At 66.8% G+C, this 17,514-nt stretch carries 16 protein-coding genes; 6 read left to right on the forward strand and 10 right to left on the reverse strand.

Translation table 11 applies throughout. From position 1 onward, the window contains the following. Window positions 1–132: 132 nt before the first annotated feature. Genes MC380_RS09035 through MC380_RS09050 form a run of 4 tightly spaced genes read left to right on the forward strand, consistent with a single transcriptional unit; the run spans window position 133 to window position 2,150 of the window. Window positions 133–645 carry a DUF2975 domain-containing protein gene (locus MC380_RS09035; protein WP_242103611.1) on the forward strand — a complete coding sequence of 171 codons (513 nt, stop codon included), beginning with the start codon at window positions 133–135 and terminating at the stop codon, window positions 643–645. After that, window positions 645–893, forward strand: coding sequence for a helix-turn-helix transcriptional regulator (locus MC380_RS09040; protein WP_242103610.1), 249 nt, complete (start codon window positions 645–647; stop codon window positions 891–893). Before MC380_RS09035 ends, MC380_RS09040 begins: the two co-directional genes overlap by 1 nt. Before the next feature lie 32 nt (window positions 894–925). Beyond that, the gene (locus MC380_RS09045) at window positions 926–1,675 is read left to right on the forward strand and encodes a hypothetical protein (RefSeq protein WP_242103609.1); all 750 of its coding nucleotides are present in this window, start codon (window positions 926–928) and stop codon (window positions 1,673–1,675) included. Between the two features lie 4 nt (window positions 1,676–1,679). Further along, window positions 1,680–2,150, forward strand: coding sequence for a hypothetical protein (locus MC380_RS09050; protein WP_242103608.1), 471 nt, complete (start codon window positions 1,680–1,682; stop codon window positions 2,148–2,150). A 103-nt stretch (window positions 2,151–2,253) separates the two neighbouring features. Here the strand turns inward: MC380_RS09050 and MC380_RS09055 are convergent, their stop codons facing one another. Beyond that, window positions 2,254–4,272: a M13 family metallopeptidase gene (locus MC380_RS09055; protein WP_242103607.1), complete on the reverse strand. Its 2,019-nt coding sequence runs from the start codon at window positions 4,270–4,272 to the stop codon at window positions 2,254–2,256. A 397-nt stretch (window positions 4,273–4,669) separates the two neighbouring features. On the opposite strand from MC380_RS09055, the gene MC380_RS09060 reads away from it, so the two are divergent. Continuing rightward, window positions 4,670–5,116 carry a DUF1579 domain-containing protein gene (locus tag MC380_RS09060; protein ID WP_242164286.1) on the forward strand — a complete coding sequence of 149 codons (447 nt, stop codon included), beginning with the start codon at window positions 4,670–4,672 and terminating at the stop codon, window positions 5,114–5,116. A 128-nt stretch (window positions 5,117–5,244) separates the two neighbouring features. Here MC380_RS09060 and MC380_RS09065 read toward each other — a convergent pair whose 3' ends face one another. Continuing rightward, entirely contained in the window at window positions 5,245–6,084 is an 840-nt protein-coding gene (locus tag MC380_RS09065; RefSeq protein WP_242164288.1) for an NAD(P)H-dependent oxidoreductase, read from the reverse strand. Window positions 6,085–6,122: 38 nt separating this feature from the next. Between MC380_RS09065 and MC380_RS09070 the strand changes: the two genes are divergently transcribed. After that, window positions 6,123–7,094: a LysR family transcriptional regulator gene (locus MC380_RS09070; protein WP_242164290.1), complete on the forward strand. Its 972-nt coding sequence runs from the start codon at window positions 6,123–6,125 to the stop codon at window positions 7,092–7,094. 37 nt (window positions 7,095–7,131) lie between these two features. Here the strand turns inward: MC380_RS09070 and MC380_RS09075 are convergent, their stop codons facing one another. From MC380_RS09075 to MC380_RS09110, 8 genes are all read right to left on the reverse strand, one after another. Then, window positions 7,132–8,784 (reverse strand): tetratricopeptide repeat protein, encoded by a 1,653-nt coding sequence (locus MC380_RS09075; protein WP_242164292.1) that lies wholly within the window; start codon window positions 8,782–8,784, stop codon window positions 7,132–7,134. A 193-nt stretch (window positions 8,785–8,977) separates the two neighbouring features. After that, window positions 8,978–9,511, reverse strand: a complete 534-nt coding sequence (locus MC380_RS09080; protein WP_242164294.1) for a hypothetical protein — start codon at window positions 9,509–9,511, stop codon at window positions 8,978–8,980. A gap of 145 nt (window positions 9,512–9,656) precedes the next feature. Continuing rightward, window positions 9,657–10,115, reverse strand: a complete 459-nt coding sequence (locus MC380_RS09085; RefSeq protein ID WP_242164295.1) for a carboxymuconolactone decarboxylase family protein — start codon at window positions 10,113–10,115, stop codon at window positions 9,657–9,659. 57 nt (window positions 10,116–10,172) lie between these two features. Beyond that, window positions 10,173–11,072, reverse strand: coding sequence for a sigma-70 family RNA polymerase sigma factor (locus MC380_RS09090; RefSeq protein WP_242164296.1), 900 nt, complete (start codon window positions 11,070–11,072; stop codon window positions 10,173–10,175). Window positions 11,073–11,247: 175 nt separating this feature from the next. Continuing rightward, entirely contained in the window at window positions 11,248–14,469 is a 3,222-nt protein-coding gene (locus MC380_RS09095) for a CusA/CzcA family heavy metal efflux RND transporter (RefSeq protein ID WP_277929903.1), read from the reverse strand. Next, complete coding sequence (locus MC380_RS09100) at window positions 14,459–15,706, reverse strand: efflux RND transporter periplasmic adaptor subunit (RefSeq protein ID WP_242103599.1); 1,248 nt, start codon at window positions 15,704–15,706, stop codon at window positions 14,459–14,461. The genes MC380_RS09095 and MC380_RS09100 overlap by 11 nt, the downstream gene beginning before the upstream one ends. Beyond that, entirely contained in the window at window positions 15,703–16,983 is a 1,281-nt protein-coding gene (locus tag MC380_RS09105; protein ID WP_242164297.1) for a TolC family protein, read from the reverse strand. Before MC380_RS09105 ends, MC380_RS09100 begins: the two co-directional genes overlap by 4 nt. Before the next feature lie 52 nt (window positions 16,984–17,035). After that, complete coding sequence (locus MC380_RS09110) at window positions 17,036–17,431, reverse strand: hypothetical protein (protein WP_242164298.1); 396 nt, start codon at window positions 17,429–17,431, stop codon at window positions 17,036–17,038. Window positions 17,432–17,514 lie beyond the last annotated feature (83 nt).

Consider the following 17,514-nt stretch of genomic DNA (forward strand, 5'->3'; position numbering starts at 1 on the left):
CCTCCCCCGCTCGCAGCGCCGCGACCTTCGGCGCGGGACCTCCGACGGCCAGGATAGGGTGCCTTCTGGCCTATTTTTATCGTAAAACGATAATATTAGTATCGTTTTACGGCAAATCAGTGAGGCATTCGCATGAACAGCACCTCCGCCCGCGCCCTCTCCGTGGCCCGTCCGGTCATCCAGGGTCTGACTGTCCTCAACATCCTCTATGCCGTCTGCCTCGCCGTGCTGCTGGGCTGGAGCTTTCTCATGCCGGGCTGGCCGGAACGGGCGCTCGGCTTCGACATCGCGTCGAAGTATCCAATGGTGCCTCTTGGGCTCCGCGCCATCGTCGTCATCGGCATCGCCGGCGCTGCGATCGTGCACACGATCCTGCGGCGGCTGCTGGCGATCGTCGACACGGTGCGCGGCGGCGACCCGTTCATCCTCGAGAACGCCCGGCGTCTGGACATGATCGCGTGGAGCGTGCTGGCGCTCGAGGTGCTGCGATTGATCGTCGCGGCCATCGCCGCGGCGGTGTGGGAACCCGATCGCGTGGACGGCTTCTCGATCGCCTCATGGTTTGCGGTGCTGCTGCTGTTCGTGCTGTCGGGCGTGTTCGCCCAGGGCGCCCGCATGCGCGCCGACCTCGAAGGAACCGTGTGATGGCAATCCTCGTCCGCCTCGACGAGCTGCTGCACGCGCGTCGCATGACGCTCACCGAGCTCGCCGCGCGCATCGACATCACCATTGCCAACCTGTCGATCCTGAAGACCGGCAAGGCGAAGGCGATCCGCTTCTCCACGCTCGAGGCGATCTGCGCCGTGCTCGAGTGCCAGCCCGGCGACCTGCTCGCGTTCGACGCGGATGCGCCGACGGACGACCCCGATCAAGACGGAGGGGCTTCCGCATGAATGGCTTCATCTGGATCCACATTGCCGGCGGCATGGTCGCGCTGGCGGCCGGCACGGTCGCTGCTGCCGCGCGCAAGGGTGGCCGCGTACACGTGGCGGCCGGCGGTGCGTTCGCCGCATCGATGCTCGTGCTCGGCGTCACCGCGTCGATCATCGCGCCATTCGCGTCGCCGCCCCAGTCGTCAGTCGGCGGGGTCATGGCCTGTTACTTCGTCGCGACCGGCTGGCTGGCCGCGCGCCGTCGCAGCGACCGCACAGGCACGTTCGAGAAGATCGCGTGTGCGATCGTGTTGGTCCTTGGCGCGCTGATCATCGCCGATGGCGTGCAGCGGGCACTCGCGCCGCCCGGGCAATTCACCGGGCCGCCCGCGCCGGGCGCGCTCATCCTGCTGGGCGGCATCTGCCTCCTCGCCGGGCTCGGGGATCTGCGCTACGTCAGGCGCCGCACGCAGTCCGCCACCCAACGCCTGTCGCGCCATCTGTGGCGGATGTGCTTCGCATTCTTCATCGCCACCGGTTCGTTCTTCCTCGGCCAGCAGGACGTGTTGCCGATGGCTGTTCGCGGATCTCCGATTCTGTTCGTCGCGGCGTTCGCGCCGCTGGCACTTCTGCTCTTCTGGCTGGTGAGGGTCAGATTTTCCGGATATCCGCCGGGGGACGCGGTGCCCAACCCGGACTCGACGAATGCCACACAGTCCCGCCAGCAGGTCAGGCATGAAACCCGACGGCTGATCCGGCCGGCATTGGCCCACGCTCGTTCCACCCAATCTCCGGAGGAGTGACACCATGATCGCCCGCCCATTCGTCCAGTTCTTTGCGCCCGATCCGCGCCGTGAGGGTGTCCGCCCCGTCCAGATCTGGGGCCTGCGCCTGTTCTTCTTGCTGATGCTGGTGTTCGTCACGCCGACCGCATGGCGTGCGCTTCTGACGCACGAAGGGGCGTGGGATCCCGTGCGCGCGGTCGCATTCGCCGTGTGGGCCACCTATCCCGCACTCGCACTGTTCGGCGTAATCCGGCCACTGCGCTGGCTGCCGCTGATGTTCTTCACCATCGGCTACAAGGCGATCTGGCTCGCGTTCGTCGCCTATCCGCTATGGCAGGCCGGCGCGCTGTGGGGGACGCCCACCGGCGAAGTCGCCAGCTCCTTCCTTGCGCTGCCGCTGCTGGCGGCGGTGGTGCCGTGGGGATATGCGTGGCGGACGTATTTTGCGTGGCCGCGGCGCGTGATCGAGGCAAGCCCCACGTCCGCGTGTTGAAGTCACGTAAGCCTGCGACTGCGCCGCGTTGTCCGCCGCTCGGCGAAAACGTAGGGCGAGCTCAAGCCCGCTCTATGCCGTACCGCGTCGGGCATGCATCCAATCACCAGACTTCGCAGCGATCCGCCTCCGGCCGCACCATCGGTGCATCGGCCTTGCACTGGAAGACCTCACGAAACGCAGGCAGATTCGACAGCGGTCCGTTGACGCGGTACTTGGCGACGGGATGCGGATCGCCCTGGATCATGGTGCGCTGGGTTTCCATGCGCGTTTCGTCGCCGCGGAACTGACCCCAGGCGATGAAGAACTGCTGCTCGGGGGTGAAGCCGTCGAGGGTCGGTTCCGGGCCCTTGCCCTCGCGCGACTTCAGGTAGGCCCGGTAGGCAATTTTCGCCCCAGCCAGGTCGCCGATGGATTCACCCAGCACCAGCTTGCCGTTGTGGTGCACGCCGGGCTCGATGAAGTAACCCTCGAACTGCTTGACCACGCACTGGCCTTTGGCCTCGAACTTCTTGTTGTCGGCTGGCGTCCACCAGTTGGCCAGGCGGCCCTGGGCATCGAACTGCGCGCCCTGGTCGTCGAAGCCATGGCTGATCTCGTGGCCGATGACCACGCCGATCGCGCCGTAGTTGACGGCGTCGATGGCGTTCACGTCGAACGCGGGCGGCTGCAGGATGCCGGCCGGGAACACGATCTCGTTCTGCAGCGGGTTGTAGTAGGCGTTCGAGGTCGGCGGGGTCATGCCCCAGCGGCTGCGATCGGTCGGCTTGCCGACCTGGCTGCGGTTGTCGGCGACGTTCCAGCGTGAGGCGGCGACGATGTTGTCCCACGCCGAATCACGCGTCACGACCACGCCCTGGTAGTCCTTGAACTTGTCCGGATAGCCGAGCTTGGGGAAGAACGTCGCGCGCTTCTCCAGCGCCTTCTGCTTGGTCGCCGCGTCCATCCAGTCCAGTTCGCGGATGGTGTCATCCATCGCCAGGAGGATGTTCTTCACCATCTCCTGCATCTTGGCCTTGGCTTCCGGCGGAAAGTACTTCTCGACGTATTTCTGGCCTAGCGCTTCGCCGAGCTGCTGGTCGGTGGCTTCGGCACAGCGCTTCCAGCGCGGCTTGATCTCGGTGGTGCCGGCCAGGAACCTGCCGTTGAAGGCGAAGTTCTCCTCGACGAAGGGCCCGGACAGCGAGTCCGCAGCGGTATGGAGCACGTGCCACCGCAGATAGGTTTTCCATTGCGTCAGCGGGGTTGTCGCGAGTTCCTTCTCGACCTGCTGCAGGAATTTCGGCTGGGTCACGTTCACCGCCTCGCGCGGCATGCTGGCGGCGTCGAAGTACCTAACCCAGTCGAAGCCCGGGGTGAGCTTGGGCAGGTCGGCGAACGCGGTCGTGTGGTCCTGCAACTTCGGGTCGCGCAGCTGCACGTTGTCGAGCGAGGCCTCGGCCAAGCGCTTCTCGAAGGCGAACACGGTCTGGGCGTTCTGTTTCGCCTCTGCCGGTTGGGTGCCGGCGAGTTCGAACATCTTGGCCACGTGTTCGAGATACCTTGCGCGCGCTTCGACGAAGCGGGGTTCTGGCTTGAGATAGTAGTCGCGGTCGGGCATGCCCAGGCCGCCGGCGTAGATGTGGGCGATGGTTCTGGACGGTTCGTGCAGGTCCTCGCCGGCGAAGACCTGGAACGGCACGGCCACACCCACGTCGTGCAGCGTGCCGATCATGCGCTGCAGTTCTGCCTTGTCCTCGATGGCGTCGACCTCGGCCAGCCAGGGCTCGACCGGCTTGCTGCCGAGTGCATCGACCCGTGATTCGTCCATGCACGCGGCGTAGAAGTCGCCGGCGAGCTGGCCGGCGCTGCCCTTGGGCCAGTCGGTTTTCGCCGACAGCTCGGTGAGGATATCGCGCACGTGTTCCTTGTTGACCTCGCCAGATTGCCAGCGGCGGCTCCAGCGGTCCATGTAGTCGGGAATCGGATTCTGCTTTCGCCACGCGCCGTTGGCGTAGTCGAAGAAATCGGTGCAGGCATCGCCGTTGCGGTTGATGTCGTCGGGATTGATCCCGTGCAACGCGCCGGCGGATGCGGTGGCGGCTGCGAGCAAAGCAACGAGTGGAAGGCTGGACCTGACCACGGCAACGCCCCCTGGCTGGATGTACGACCAACTATAGCCGCGAAGTCTTGCCAGACCCGTCCCAGAAGTCCTGCCTGCCGGTACACCGCGCGCGTGAAACGCCCGCTCCGTCCGCCCCTATGCCCATCGCGGCAAGCAAACCCCGTCGCTCGAAATCCACTTCTGCCCGCACTGCCCATCTGCTTATCGACCATTTCGACGGCCTGGGCTCTTTCGACGACCTGCCAGGCGACGGCCGCTGCGTCCGCGACCTGTGGTTCTAGGGCGGGCCTTGCGGATCCGTGCGCCGGCCGCTGGGCAGGTGTCGATCCGCATCGTCCCCGCACGTCGTCCTAATGAACGCGCATTCAACGTCCACGCGTGATCGATCGAGAAGCAACGTTGGGAGGAAAAACGTATGGCAGACAGCAACAACCATCGGGTGGCCGAACTTCCCCTGACACCGCACCCGGCGATGACCCGACTCCGGCATCTTGTCGGAACATGGAAGAACGAAGGCGCCGTTCCGGGCACCTCCGTCTACCGGATGGGTCTGGGCGGCCACTACCTGATCCAGGAATTCGAGACCACCACGCCCCGCGGCCGGACGCTGACCGGCATCGAGTACGTCACGTGGGACGAAGACACGCAGACCCTGCGCTCCCACCTCATGGCCGACGACGGCAGCAATTTCACCTATACCCACCAGGTCGACGACGACGGCACGCACTGGACCTGGTTCGGCGACAAGGGCTCGGACAATTTCTTCAAGGGCCAGCTGAGCGAGGACGGCAGGGTTATCACCGGCCGATGGCAATGGCCCGGCGGTGGGTTCGATGTGGTCTCCCGGAAAACCGACGGCTAGGTTCAGCAACCGGTCCGTCGCGCAGCGCCGACGTCCGCGTCCCGCTCCTTGCCACGGACTCGCGCGTGCCGTGCAGGTCGTCACCAAGCCAGTCGGTTGAGGCACGCCTAAGGCGCGAGGCATTTGCGCTACGCTTCAGTGCCGTCGGCGACGTGCGCCCACACCCCGGTGCGCCCAGGCGCGATGTCGTCCCGCAGCGTATGCCGATCCGGATAGTCGCCGCCATTCTGCGAGCGGAATGCGACGGGATCCTCTTCGAAAAGACGTTTCACGCGGCCACGCCATGCTTCCTTGGCGGTCGCGACGTCCTCGCAGCTCATCCGATCCGTTCCGTATACGGAGTGGGCGCGCAGCACGTCCATGCCCGCGAAGAACAAGGCCCCATGCGTGAGCGGAAACAGGATCTCACCCATGGGTCCATTGATTCCCCGCGGCCCATAGTCCACCTCGGGTCCTCCGGCGAGGACCGACACCAGCGCCCGCTTCCCCTTCAGGACACCGTCGCCATAACGGTACTGATTGGTCCCGTTCTTGTAGCCATAGCCGAATCCATACGCGAATACGCGTTCGATCCAGCCTTTCAGGATGGCCGGCACGCCGAACCACCAAAGCGGGAACAGCAGGATCACGGCATCGGCGCTGGATAGCTTGGCCTGTTCTGCGGCGACATCGTCCGTCTGCCGGCCGGTCGAATAGGCATGCGCCGATTCCGCAATGAAGGAAAGCCGATCGGGGTCGACGCGGCTGGGAAAGTCGTCCTGGTCGTAGACGGCTTTCCAGCGCATCCCGTAGAGATCAGACCGCACAACTTCATGACCCTGACCCTCGAGGGTCTCGACCGCGACCTCCACCAGCTGGCGCGTCAGCGAGGCCGGTTCGGGATGGGCATAAACGACCAGGACTCTCTTCTTCACCGTAACTTTCTCCATGCAACCCAGGGAGTTGCAGGATGAATCCGACGGATTCATATTTGAAATCGATAATCCTTTGATGTGTGATCCACCAAATGAATACGTCGCGCCTGGACCTCAACCTTCTGGTGACGCTCGAGGCATTGCTCGCGGAGCGAAGCGTCACCAGGACAGCGGCGCGGCTTCACCTCAGCCAGCCTGCAGTCAGCGCCCAGCTGAGCCGTCTCCGGGACATGTTCGGGGATCCCCTGCTTGTTCCCGCCCACCGCGGGATGACGCCCACCGCGAAGGCCCTGGAGTTGCTGGGACCGCTGCGCCTCGCCCTGGACGACCTGCGCAACACGCTTCACGCCCACAGGGATTTCTCGCCGGCCCGATCCAGGCTCGCCATGACCATCGCCTGCACGGATTACGTAGAGGCCGTGGTGGTCCTGCCGTTGGTACGGGCCTTACGGCAACGGGCCCCTGGTGTGCGGATCGCGGTTCGCCGCTTCAATCCTGCGCAGACGGAACAGCAATTGGCGAGTGGCGATGTTGATCTGGCAGTGGCCACGCCCGACCCGGCTCAGTCGCACCTCAGGACCCGCCTCCTGTTCGAGGAAAGCTATGTGCTCATCGGGCGCCGCGACCATCCCCGCCTAAGGACCGGCCTGACCCTGGAGGAGTTCGTTCAACTGGAACACGTGGTCGTGTCGCCATCGGGTGGCAGTTTCACAACACCGATCGACGACGCGCTGACGGCGCTCGGTCATCGACGTCAGGTCGTCCTGTCGGCGGCTTCGTTCCTGTTCGTCCCGGAAATCGTGGCCGACAGCGACCTGGTTGCGCTGGTGCCGCGACGGCTGTTGCACGGCCAGCGCGACCGGCTCACGTCGATCGATCTTCCCTGGCTTGCCGAACAATTCGATGTGAGCCTGATCTGGCACGAGCGCACGCATGGGCACGCAGGGCAGCGCTGGATCCGCGAGCTGCTGGTCGAGTTCACCGCCGACGCCACCGCGGACGGCAAGCTAATTGCACCCAAGCACGCCGCCAGGCGTCGCAGCGCATCGCGCCGGGTCGGTTGAGCCTGGGTACCGGCGAATCTGCGTGCGCCGCGTCAGCTCACCGCGCCTGCGCGAGATAGCTGCGCGCCTCCTCCAGTGCAGGCTGGCGCGTGCCGCCCTGCGCCACTTCAAGCAATGCGGCGTAATAGGTACGCGCCTGGGATGAGTCCTCAAGCGCTGATGCGGCCCTGGCTGCGCCCAGCAATGCGTTGAATCGCTGCGGATACAGTTCCAGCGCTCGCCGATAGGACGTCAGCGCATCCGCTGGCTGTTTCTGCTCCATCAGCAGGTCGCCCATCGATTCGTACGCCGGCACGGTCGGCCCCGGAGTGACTGCATGCTTGGGCGTCGAAGTTTCCAGCTCGGCGGCCTGGCGCATCAGCGCGACGCTGGATTCGCGCTGCCCTTCCGCGTGCGCGATCCAGGCCGCCAGTTCGAGGTGCAGCACCCGGATGTTGCGCGCAAACAGGTCTTCCCCCGACTTGCGCGTCGCGGCTTCGAGCGCTTCGAGCCGTGTGCCGGCGGCTTTGGCCTTGGCCATTTCGCCAAGATGCGCCGCGCCCAGCCCGTGCGCGAACTGCGCGATCGCTTCCGGCCATGGAAAGCGATCCCAGTCGACGACCGTCGGCTGGCGCGGCACGATCTGCGCAGCCTCGCTCCAGGCGCGCCGCTCCAGTGCGTATCGGGCCTGGGTCGAGGCCAGGTGGAAGGCGGTCTTGAACGAGGGCTGCAGCCGTTCGGTTCCTCGCAGCCGCTGCAACTGCGCCGCGGCCTCTTCGTCCGCGCCCTTCTGCAGATAGGCATACACCAGGTATTCGATGGCATGCGGGAATTCATCCCAGACGAATTCGCCATGCTCGCCGGCGGGATACTCCAGCGCGGCTTCCGCGGCCAGCAGGTTGCCCCGCACGACGCCGTCCCAGTCGCCGAGCCGGGTGTAGATATGGGTCGGCATATGCAGCGCGTGCGGGTTGCGCGGGGCGATCGAATCGTACTTGCGGGTCACGTCCAGCGATTCACGCTCGCGGCCGGGCATGTCATTGGCGTGGACCAGGTAGTGCATCGCGCCCGGGTGGTCCGGGTTGCGTGCGTACTCGCGCATCAGGATGCCGGCGGCGCGATCTGCGTGCGCGCGCGAAACGGCATTGGCGGGCGCCGTGGCCAGGTGCGCCAGGGCATAGAACATGGCCGCCTCCGGATCGTCCGGAATGGCGGCATGCAGGGCTTCCTGCGCCTGCTCCCAACGCCGGATACGCAGCCAGTAATCGGTCCCAGCCGGCTCGAGGAAAAACGCCTCGGCCGCGGCGACGAAGAGTCTTTCGCGTTGTGTCGGCGGGTTCAGGGCCTTGGCCTTCTGGACTTCATCCCATCCACGCTGCAGCTCTGCGGGACCGGGACGGGTCGGCCACAGGGGCTGGAACAGGGTCATGGCCACGCCCCAGTGCGCCATCGCGCAGTCCGGATCGGTGCTGGCGACCTGCTCGAACGCGGTGCGCGCCTGCGGATAGGTCATGTGATGCAGCAGCGTGGCCGCGCGATTAAACTGCGACTGCGCGGCTTCGGAACAAGAGACGGGAAAGTAGACCACGTACCGCAAGTGGTCCGCGTGCGGGTGTTGCTCTTGCGCATCGGCCGCGCCGGCGAAACCGGCCAGCAAAGCGATTGTGGCCAGCCAGGCACAGAAATTCCGAATACCACCATCGCCACTCATCGACAGGTTCCGGAAACACACGGGACTTTTAACGCAAACGTCGGTGGCGACGGGATCAGGACATCGACATAGGCCGCTGCGCTTCCGGCTGCCACGCTGTACTTCCGCGTTTCGGAGCCGAGAACGCGCGCGCGACACCTCAGCGGTAGCGGTTCATGCGTGCACGAGGCCGCGCGAACGAAGCGTCGACTCGCTACAGCGTCGAGGTCACCTCCCCGCCCTGCGCGCGCAGGAAGTCGGAGGCCTGGCCGGCCTGATCGCCGGAGAACGCGTGCACCACCACCGTCGTGTTGCCGGATTCCATCGCCTCGCGCGCAGCCTCCACGTAGCGGTCGTGATCGGGACGCAGCGCCACCAGGCCGCCCAGCATCAGTCCGGCGACGGTGCCGAAGAACAGCAGCACCAGCGCCGCCGCGACCGGCGAATTGACAATGAACGGCAACCCGGCCGCGTAAAGCGCCGCGAAAGCCAGCAGGCCGACGACGGCACCCACGATGCCGAGCCTGACGTGCGCGACGACGATCGTGCGCCAGACGCCGCGACTCTCCGGCTCCAGCTTGCGGCCAGGATGCGGCTCGGCCGGCGTGATCAGCTGCACCTGCGCCGAGCCCAGCGACAGGGCCGCCGCCACCGCCTGTGCGGCGGAACGCGCGGCGGATTCGTTCGCAAACACGGCGGCGACCTTGCTGTTGGACAACTCGCCGGTGATCGGAGAGGTTTCCGACATGGCAGGCTCCTCGCGCTGATGCGGGGAGCCTTGCAGAAGCCGTGTTTCCGCCCGGTGAGCGTCAGCGAGCCCCGTGCCTTCCGGCGTTCATCCCAAGCAGGCGAGTCTGGCCGTACTTCTCCTCGTGCCGCGATCCGGGCGACAGTCAGCGCGACGCCGGCTTGTAGTGGCCGCCGATCGTGCGCGCTGCGACATTGACCCGGTTCCAGCTGTTGATCGCGACGACCAGCAGGGTCAGATCGACCAGTTCGGCTTCCTCGAACAGCTGCCTCGCCCGTTCGTACAGCGCATCGGACACCGGCTCGGGCCCTGCCAGCTCGGTCAGTTCCTCGGCCCAGGCCAGGGCGATGCGCTCGCGCTCGCTGTACAGCCTGGTTTCGCGCCACGCTGGCAGCAGGTAGAGGCGCTGTTCGGTCTCGCCCGCAGCGCGCGCATCCTTGCTGTGCATGTCCAGGCAGAAGGCGCAGCCGTTGATTTGCGAGACGCGCATCAGCACCAGCTCGATCAGGGCCGGTTCCAGGCGTCCGGCCGCGTGGACCTTCTGGCCCAGGTCGATCAGCGGCTGCATGGCGGCGTAATGGCGTTGCACGGAAAAACGGGTCATGGGAAAGCTCCTTTGCGATGAAGGCGGCCGGGGCGGGTTGCCTCGGATTTGGCCGTTTCAATGCAAGGACGCAGACCCAGCCGGTTTCGTGACCGCCAACAAGCGGGCCAGCTTGCCCGGGTGCCGCAGTGCGTGGATCGCGGTGATGCGCTCGCCGTCGCATTCGATCCACATCGCCGCGGACAGCGTGCCACCCGCGTGCAGGAACAGCGCCGGCGCGCCGTTCAGGCTGGCAAGTTCGTAGTGCACGCCCGGGCCATGGAAGTTGTGCGCCAGCTGCAGGTAGAGCCGGGCCAACCGCTCGGCACCATGCAACGGCCGCAGAGTGGCGCGCGCCCCCCCCCCCCCCACCCCGGTGTGGTCGGGGGACGCGGCGGACACCGCGCGCCCCCGGTGCCGGCTCGGTTCCGCCATCGCGGCGACGAAGCGCTGCAGCATCCGGCGCTGGGCGCTCTGGTCCACGTTGAATCGCGGACGCCCTTCGCGCAGGCGCAGCTTCGCCCGGTGCACGCGCTGGCGGCAGGCGTCCTCCGCGATCTCCAGGATCGCCGCCGCCTCGGCATGGCTGTAGTCGAACACCTCGCGGAGCAGGAAGGCCGCGCGCTCTTCCGGGCTCAGTCGTTCGAGCAGCAGCAGGAACGACAGCGTCAGCGATTCGCCGCGTTCGAGCGTGACATCCGGATGCTCGGCTTCCGGCACCAGCGGCTCGGGCAGCCACGGACCGGTGTAATGCGCGCGCTCGGCCTTGACGCGGCGCAGGCGGTCCAGCGCCAGGCGCGTGGTCACGGTGACCAGCCAGGCTTCCGGATCGTCCAGCGTAGTGACGTCCTGCGCATGCAGGCGCAACCAGGCGTCGTGCAGCACGTCCTCGGCGTCGGCGGGCGTGCCGAGCATGCGGTAGGCCAGGCCGAACAGGCGCGAGCGGTGTTGTTCGAACAGGGTGGTCTCGGGATCCATGGGCTTCTCCGTCGGGGCATGGCCAGGACGCGCGGCCGCGGGAAAACGTGACTGGCGAAGTGCGCTCATCTGGAATGCCGCACTGCCCGTTGCGTGGCCATGTTAGTGCGACACCCCGCCCGTGCTCCCCTGCCGCGTGAATGCGGATGCCCTCGCCGGTGCGATCTCGTCGAAGCTAACTCCTCGACCGGAACTCCATTGCACCGTGCAGCCAGCGATACAGCGCCGGCAGCACCAGCAGCGTCAGCAGGGTCGAGGAGATGATGCCGCCGATCACCACGGTCGCCAGCGGGCGTTGCACTTCCGAACCCGCACCCACGTTCAGCGCCATCGGCAGGAAGCCGAGCGAGGCGACCAGCGCGGTCATCAGCACGGGTCGCAGGCGCCCCAGAGCGCCATCGACGATAGCGGTTTCGAACGGGACGCCCTGTTCGCGCAGCTTGCGGACAAAGGCGATCATGACCAGGCCGTTCAGCACCGCGACACCGGACAAGGCGATGAAGCCCACCCCCGCGGAGATCGACAGCGGGAGGTCGCGCAGCGCCAGGGCGATCACGCCGCCGGTCAGGGCCAGCGGCACGCCGCTGAATACGATGACCGCATCCCTGGCCGAACCGAACACCCAGAACAGCAGCGCGAAGATGATGGCCAGGGTGACCGGGACCACGACCGACAGACGCTGGCTGGCCGAGATCAGCTGCTCGAACGTGCCGCCGTAGCCGAGCCAGTAGCCGGTGGGCATCTCGACCTCCGCGGCGATGCGCTGCCGGAGTTCGCCGACAAAGCCGCCCAGGTCCCGCCCGCGCACATTGGCCGTAACCACCACGCGGCGCTTGCCGTTCTCGCGGTTGATCTGGTTCGGACCGGTCCGGATCTCGATCCTGGCCACTTCGCGCAAAGGCACGGTGCGCGGCGTGCCGCTGGTCCATTGCGCGTCCTGGCTGGACTCATCGCGGTTGTCGTCGCCGCGCAGCGGAATGGGCAGGTCACCCAGAGCGGCCGGATCCTGGCGCAGCGCCTCGGGCAGACGCACCACGATATCGAAGCGGCGATCGCCTTCGAACAGCTGACCGGCCACTTCACCGCCGATTGCGGTGGCCACGGTGTCCTGCACATCGCCCGGGTTCAAACCGTAACGCGCCAGTGCCTGTCGATCGGGAACCACGCTCAGCAGCGGCAGCCCGGTGGCCGGTTCGGTTTCCACATCAGCCGCGCCCGGGATGGTCCGTGTGACGCGTTCGACCTGCTCGGCCAAGGCGACCAGCTGCTCAAGATCGTCGCCATGGACCTTCACCGCGACATCGGCTCGCACGCCCGAGATCAACTCGTTCATGCGCATCTGGATCGGCTGGGTGAACTCGTAGTTGTTACCGGGCAGCCGGCGCGCCACGGCTTCCAGTTCTTCGAGGAACTCGGCTTTGGTCTTGCGCGGGTCGGGCCAATCCTCGCGCGGCTTGAGCATGACGAAGGTGTCGGTGACCGAGGGCGGCATCGGATCATTGGCGATCTCGGCGGTGCCGATCTTGCTGAAGACCCGTTCGACCTCGGGCAGCCTGGCGAAGCCCTGCTCGAGTGCGGCCTGCATGGACACCGCCTGGCTCAGGCTGGTGCCCGGAATCCGCAACGCATGCACGGTGACGTCGCCTTCGTCCAGGCTCGGGATGAACTCGGTACCCAACCGCGTTGCGAACAAGGCGCAAATCACCACGAATGCCGCCGCGCCGGCGAGCACCGTCATTCGCCGCCGCAGGGCCCAGGCCAGCATCGGCGCATAGCGTCGCCTGGTCCACAGGATCAGCCTGTTTTCCCTCTCGGCGACGCGGCCGCCAAGGAAGGTGGCGACGGCGGCAGGCACGAAGGTCAGCGACAGCACCATCGCGCCGGCCAGCGCCAGCACCACGGTGATCGCCATCGGGTAGAACATCTTTCCCTCGATCCCGCTGAGCGCGAAGATCGGCAGATACACCGCCGTGATGATGCCGACGCCGAACAGGCTGGGGCGGATCACTTCGGTCGTGGCCACGGCGGTCAGGTCGAAGCGTTCCCCATCGTTCAACTCGCGCCCCAGCGCGTGCTGCGCCTCGCCGAACCGGCGCACGCAGTTCTCGATGATGATCACCGCGCCGTCGACGATCAGGCCGAAGTCCAGCGCGCCCAGACTCATCAGGTTGCCCGACACCCCGCCACGCACCATGCCGATAATGGTGAACAGCATCGACAGGGGGATCACCGCGGCGGTGATCAATGCGGCCCGGAAATTGCCCAGCAGCAGGAACAGCACCGCGATCACCAGCAAGGCGCCTTCGATCAGGTTCTTGCTGACCGTGCCGATGGTGCGGTCGACCAGTGCGGTGCGGTCGTACACCGGTTTGGCGCGCACGCCGGCAGGCAGGCTGGCGTTGGCCGCCTCGACCTTGGCTGCGGCCGCCTGCGATACCTCACGGCTGTTGGCGCCGACCAGCATGAACGCCGTGCCGAGCACGACCTCGCGACCGTCTTCGGTCGCCGCGCCCGTGCGTAGTTCGCGCCCTTCGCCCACCTGCGCAACGTCGCGCACGCGGATCGGCACGCCCTCGCGCCGGTCGAGCACGATGTCGCGAATGGCATCGAGATCGGTCACCTGGCCAGGGACCCGCACCAGGAACTGCTGTCCGTTGCGCTCGATGTAGCCGGCACCGATGTTCTGGTTGTTGGCCGCAACCGCGGCCACCACGTCGTGCAGGCTGAAGCCGAGTGCGACCAGGCGGGCCGGATCCGGAGTGATATGGATCTGGCGCGCGTAGCCGCCGATGGTGTTGACCTCGGTGACGCCCGGCGTATTGCGCAGCTGCGGCCGCACCACCCAGTCCTGCAGGGTCCGCAGGTCGGTGGCCGTCCACGGCTTGCCGTCTTTCCTGCGGGCCGCAGGGTCGGCTTCGACCGTGTACATGAAGATCTCGCCCAGACCGGTGGCGATCGGACCCAGTTGCGGCTCGAGATCGGCCGGCAGCTGCGATTTCACCTGCTGCAGCCGTTCGGCGACCTGCTGGCGGGCAAAGTACAGATCGGTGCCGTCCTCGAACGCCACGGTCACCTGCGAGAGCCCATAGCGCGACAGCGATCGGGTGTAGTCGATCCGGGGCAGACCGGCGAGCGCGGTCTCGATCGGATAGGTGACGCGTTGCTCTGCTTCCAGGGGCGAAAAGCCCGGCGCTTCGGTGTTGATCTGCACCTGGACGTTGGTGATGTCCGGGGTGGCGTCAATCGGCAGCCGCTGGAAGCTCCACACGCCCATCGCAACCAATGCCAGCGTCAGTGCCAGCATCAGCCAGCGGTGCGCGATGGCGAAGCGGATGATCCGCTCGAGGCCCGGGCGTGCGTGCTCACGGCCGGCGGCGGACATCGGTTCAGTGGTCATGCGAGGCACCGGACTTTTCGATGTCGGCCTTCACCAGGTAGCTCTGCTCGACCACGATCGGGTCGCCCGGCTTGATTCCGGAAAGAACCTCGGCCCGTTCGCCGTCGCGTTTGCCCAGTTCGACCGGGCGCACCTCGTAGGTGTTGCCGTTGCGGGTGAACACGACATCCCAATCGCGGAAGGTCTGCAGCGCGCTCAGCGGCACCACCACGCCGGCGGGTTGGCGGTCCACGGTGACCTTCGCCTTGACCGCCGATCCGGGCCGCCACAGGCCGTCGGCGTTGGCGATCGTTGCACGGGCCACCGTGCTCTGGCTCGCGGTCGCCGTACCCGGCAGAACGCGCTCCAGCGTGGTCTCGACGCTGACGCCATCGCTCATCCGCGTGATCGTGACCGGCACGCCCGGACGGATGTGCTGGGCATCGGCACCGAAGATATGCAGATCCACCCAAAGCGAGGACAGGTCGGCGATTTCGAACAAGGGCGCGCCCTCGCCCGCGACCGCGCCGACCGACGCGCTGCGCGCCAGCACGACACCGGAGATCGGTGCGCTGACCGTATACGTGGTGAGGCTCAGATTGCTCTCCACGCTCGCCAGCGCCTGGCCCGCACGCACCGGATCGCCGACGTTGGCGCGCAGACTGCGGATCGGTCCGGGGAAGCGCGCCATGACTTTCGCAACGCGCCCTTCGACCGGAGTCAGCAGCCCCTGCACCTCGTGTTCGTCGGCGATCACCCCGGGACCGGCGGGCTGAACGCGAATGCCGGAGGCGTGCGCCACGTCGGCCGCGATTTCGGTGCGACCTTCGTAACTCGGATATGCCCAGCGCAACGCCTTGCCGCCGATATTGGCCAGCACTTCCACGTCGAACGAATGCGGCTCACCGACGATGGTGCCGGCCATCAGGCTGCCGTCGGCCTGCGGCTTGAGGATGTGGTACTCGGCCACGTTGCCCAGGCGCCTGAGCCGCACCTGGACGGTGCCGGCACTGGCGGGCAGCGGCTTGTCGTCCCGGTACAGCCAGGCCTGGTACTTCGGCGGGGTGCCTTCCTCGGCGATGGCCAGCTCGACGGCATGACCCTCTTGCTCGAGCAAGCGGCCACCATGAGCGCCCTTTACGATTTCGTCTGCGGCATGCTCACCGTGATCGTCATGTCCGGCTTGTTCGGATGCGCCGCCGCAGGCGGTCAGCCACAGCGCCAGCGCCCAGGCGCTGATCAGTCGATGGGGTTTCACGGGGCGGTTCCTTGTATGGCGGGTACGGCTGGGTTCGCGACGAACGCCTCGCCCGTGAGCCGCTGGATTTCGATCAGGGCGCGCTGGGCATCCAGCGCAGCGTCGAGTTGTTGCTTGCGGGCGGTGGTGCATTCGGACTGCAGCTGCGCCCATTCCAGATAGCTGATGGCGCCGGCACGATAGGCGCGTTCGGCGGCGGCTTCGGCCTTGGCGAGCTTGGGCAGCACGTCGCCTTGCAGGCGCGTCACCTCGACCTGCGCCGTGCGGTACTGCCCATGGGCTACGGCCAGCGTCGAATACAGCGAAATCCCTTTCGACTCGCGCTCGATCTCCACTGCTGCCAGCTCCGCCTCGGCCGCGCGGATTCCGGGTTCGGCGCGGCCGCGGGCGCCCAAGGGGATCGAGACGCTTCCGATCAGGGCGAAGTCATCGGTTTCCCGCAAACGACGCACGCCGATCTGCCAATCCACATCGGCGGCCGCTTCGGTCCGGGCCAGCTGCAGGCGCGCTTCGCGGATGCGCTGTTCGCCAACGAACTGGGTGAGCTCCGGTGTGCGCTGCAGCAGCTCCGCCAGGACTGCGAATTCGGCCACCTCCGGCAACGCGAGCGGGTCGGCAGCCGCCGCTTCGAAGTCCGGGTTGCGCTCGCCCCACAACGCGGCCAGATGCTGACGCGCTGCGGCCCAGCGCTGGTCGGCGCGAGCAAGATCCAGTTCCGCCCGGGCCAGCGCGGCCTGGGCGGTCAGCACCACCGATTCGGGCGATGCACCGGCGTGCAATCGCTGGCGCGCGCCGCCCACGGTGCGCTGCCGCTGACCGATATCGAACTGGGCAATCTCGCGCTGTCGCTGCGCCGCCACGATGGCCAGGTAGCGGCGCGCGACCTCGGCCAGCAGATCGAGACGACGCGCCTCGCGTTCGACCGCCAGCGCATCGATGCGGCTCTGCGCCAGGGTTCGCCGGGCATCGAGTTTGCCACCGCGCTCGAGCACCGAGGCGAGTGTCAGCGAAAGTTCCGCCTGCTCTAGGCCGCGGGCCTCACCCGTACCGAAGGCGTTCTCGACGCTGGCGCCGGCCACCAGCGCAGGCCCTTGCGCGGCGCGGTCGCGTTCGGCCGACAGCACATCGCGACGACTGCCGATCAGGCGCAGGTCAGGATGGGAGTCGGCGACGCGCGCAAACGCATCGTCGAGGGTCAGGACATTTCGCGTCTGTGCCAGTGCGGACTCGCACAGCACAACCGACAGGGCAGCCATGGCCGCCAAACGCAACCACATGGGGATTTCTCCGACAGGACAACGAGATCGGCCGGCTACGCCGGCGACTGCGTCAGGCCGCGATCGGAGGTCGGAACGGCACAGGGCACGCGATCGGCTTGAAATCGACCGACAGCGATGGCATCAAGGACGCGGTCATCGGAACCGCTGGCATCGCATCGAGTGATCGCATCATCGCTGCGGCGTGGGCACAGCAGTCATTGCAATCGGCAAACGAGCAGCAGTCCTCACCGGTGGGCAGATCCGGCGCTGTGGCGACCCCGGCCTGCGAGGTCTCTACCAGGACGTGCGCAGCATCGCTAATCCCGCATTCGGCCGCGAGCACCGGCTTCACCAGCACGCCGGCCATCAACATGGCCAGCACGAGGAGTCGGAGTACGGAAGCAAGCGGGGCCACCAAAGACATGGCCGACAGGGTACCCGCGACGGGATCGCGACACAATTTCATGTACGCCCGCTCGCTCAGCCCATGCGAGTGCGTACCAGGCGCCAGCAAATTGCGGCCCGAGCTCGTCGGCGAGACGATGACTT

The sequence above is a fragment of the Lysobacter sp. M15 genome, from assembly GCF_022662515.1.
Lineage (GTDB): Bacteria > Pseudomonadota > Gammaproteobacteria > Xanthomonadales > Xanthomonadaceae > JAKPBU01.

Coding starts and splice junctions, on each gene's coding strand:
- MC380_RS09075 (WP_242164292.1), bottom strand. CDS start 8,784: ATGAGTGGCGATGGTGGTATTCGGAATTTCTGTGCCTGGCTGGCCACA.
- MC380_RS09045 (WP_242103609.1), top strand. CDS start 926: ATGGTCGCGCTGGCGGCCGGCACGGTCGCTGCTGCCGCGCGCAAGGGT.
- MC380_RS09110 (WP_242164298.1), bottom strand. CDS start 17,431: ATGAAATTGTGTCGCGATCCCGTCGCGGGTACCCTGTCGGCCATGTCT.
- MC380_RS09080 (WP_242164294.1), bottom strand. CDS start 9,511: ATGTCGGAAACCTCTCCGATCACCGGCGAGTTGTCCAACAGCAAGGTC.
- MC380_RS09095 (WP_277929903.1), bottom strand. CDS start 14,469: ATGACCACTGAACCGATGTCCGCCGCCGGCCGTGAGCACGCACGCCCG.
- MC380_RS09065 (WP_242164288.1), bottom strand. CDS start 6,084: ATGAATCCGTCGGATTCATCCTGCAACTCCCTGGGTTGCATGGAGAAA.
- MC380_RS09050 (WP_242103608.1), top strand. CDS start 1,680: ATGATCGCCCGCCCATTCGTCCAGTTCTTTGCGCCCGATCCGCGCCGT.
- MC380_RS09040 (WP_242103610.1), top strand. CDS start 645: ATGGCAATCCTCGTCCGCCTCGACGAGCTGCTGCACGCGCGTCGCATG.
- MC380_RS09035 (WP_242103611.1), top strand. CDS start 133: ATGAACAGCACCTCCGCCCGCGCCCTCTCCGTGGCCCGTCCGGTCATC.
- MC380_RS09105 (WP_242164297.1), bottom strand. CDS start 16,983: ATGTGGTTGCGTTTGGCGGCCATGGCTGCCCTGTCGGTTGTGCTGTGC.
- MC380_RS09085 (WP_242164295.1), bottom strand. CDS start 10,115: ATGACCCGTTTTTCCGTGCAACGCCATTACGCCGCCATGCAGCCGCTG.
- MC380_RS09060 (WP_242164286.1), top strand. CDS start 4,670: ATGGCAGACAGCAACAACCATCGGGTGGCCGAACTTCCCCTGACACCG.
- MC380_RS09070 (WP_242164290.1), top strand. CDS start 6,123: ATGAATACGTCGCGCCTGGACCTCAACCTTCTGGTGACGCTCGAGGCA.
- MC380_RS09090 (WP_242164296.1), bottom strand. CDS start 11,072: ATGGATCCCGAGACCACCCTGTTCGAACAACACCGCTCGCGCCTGTTC.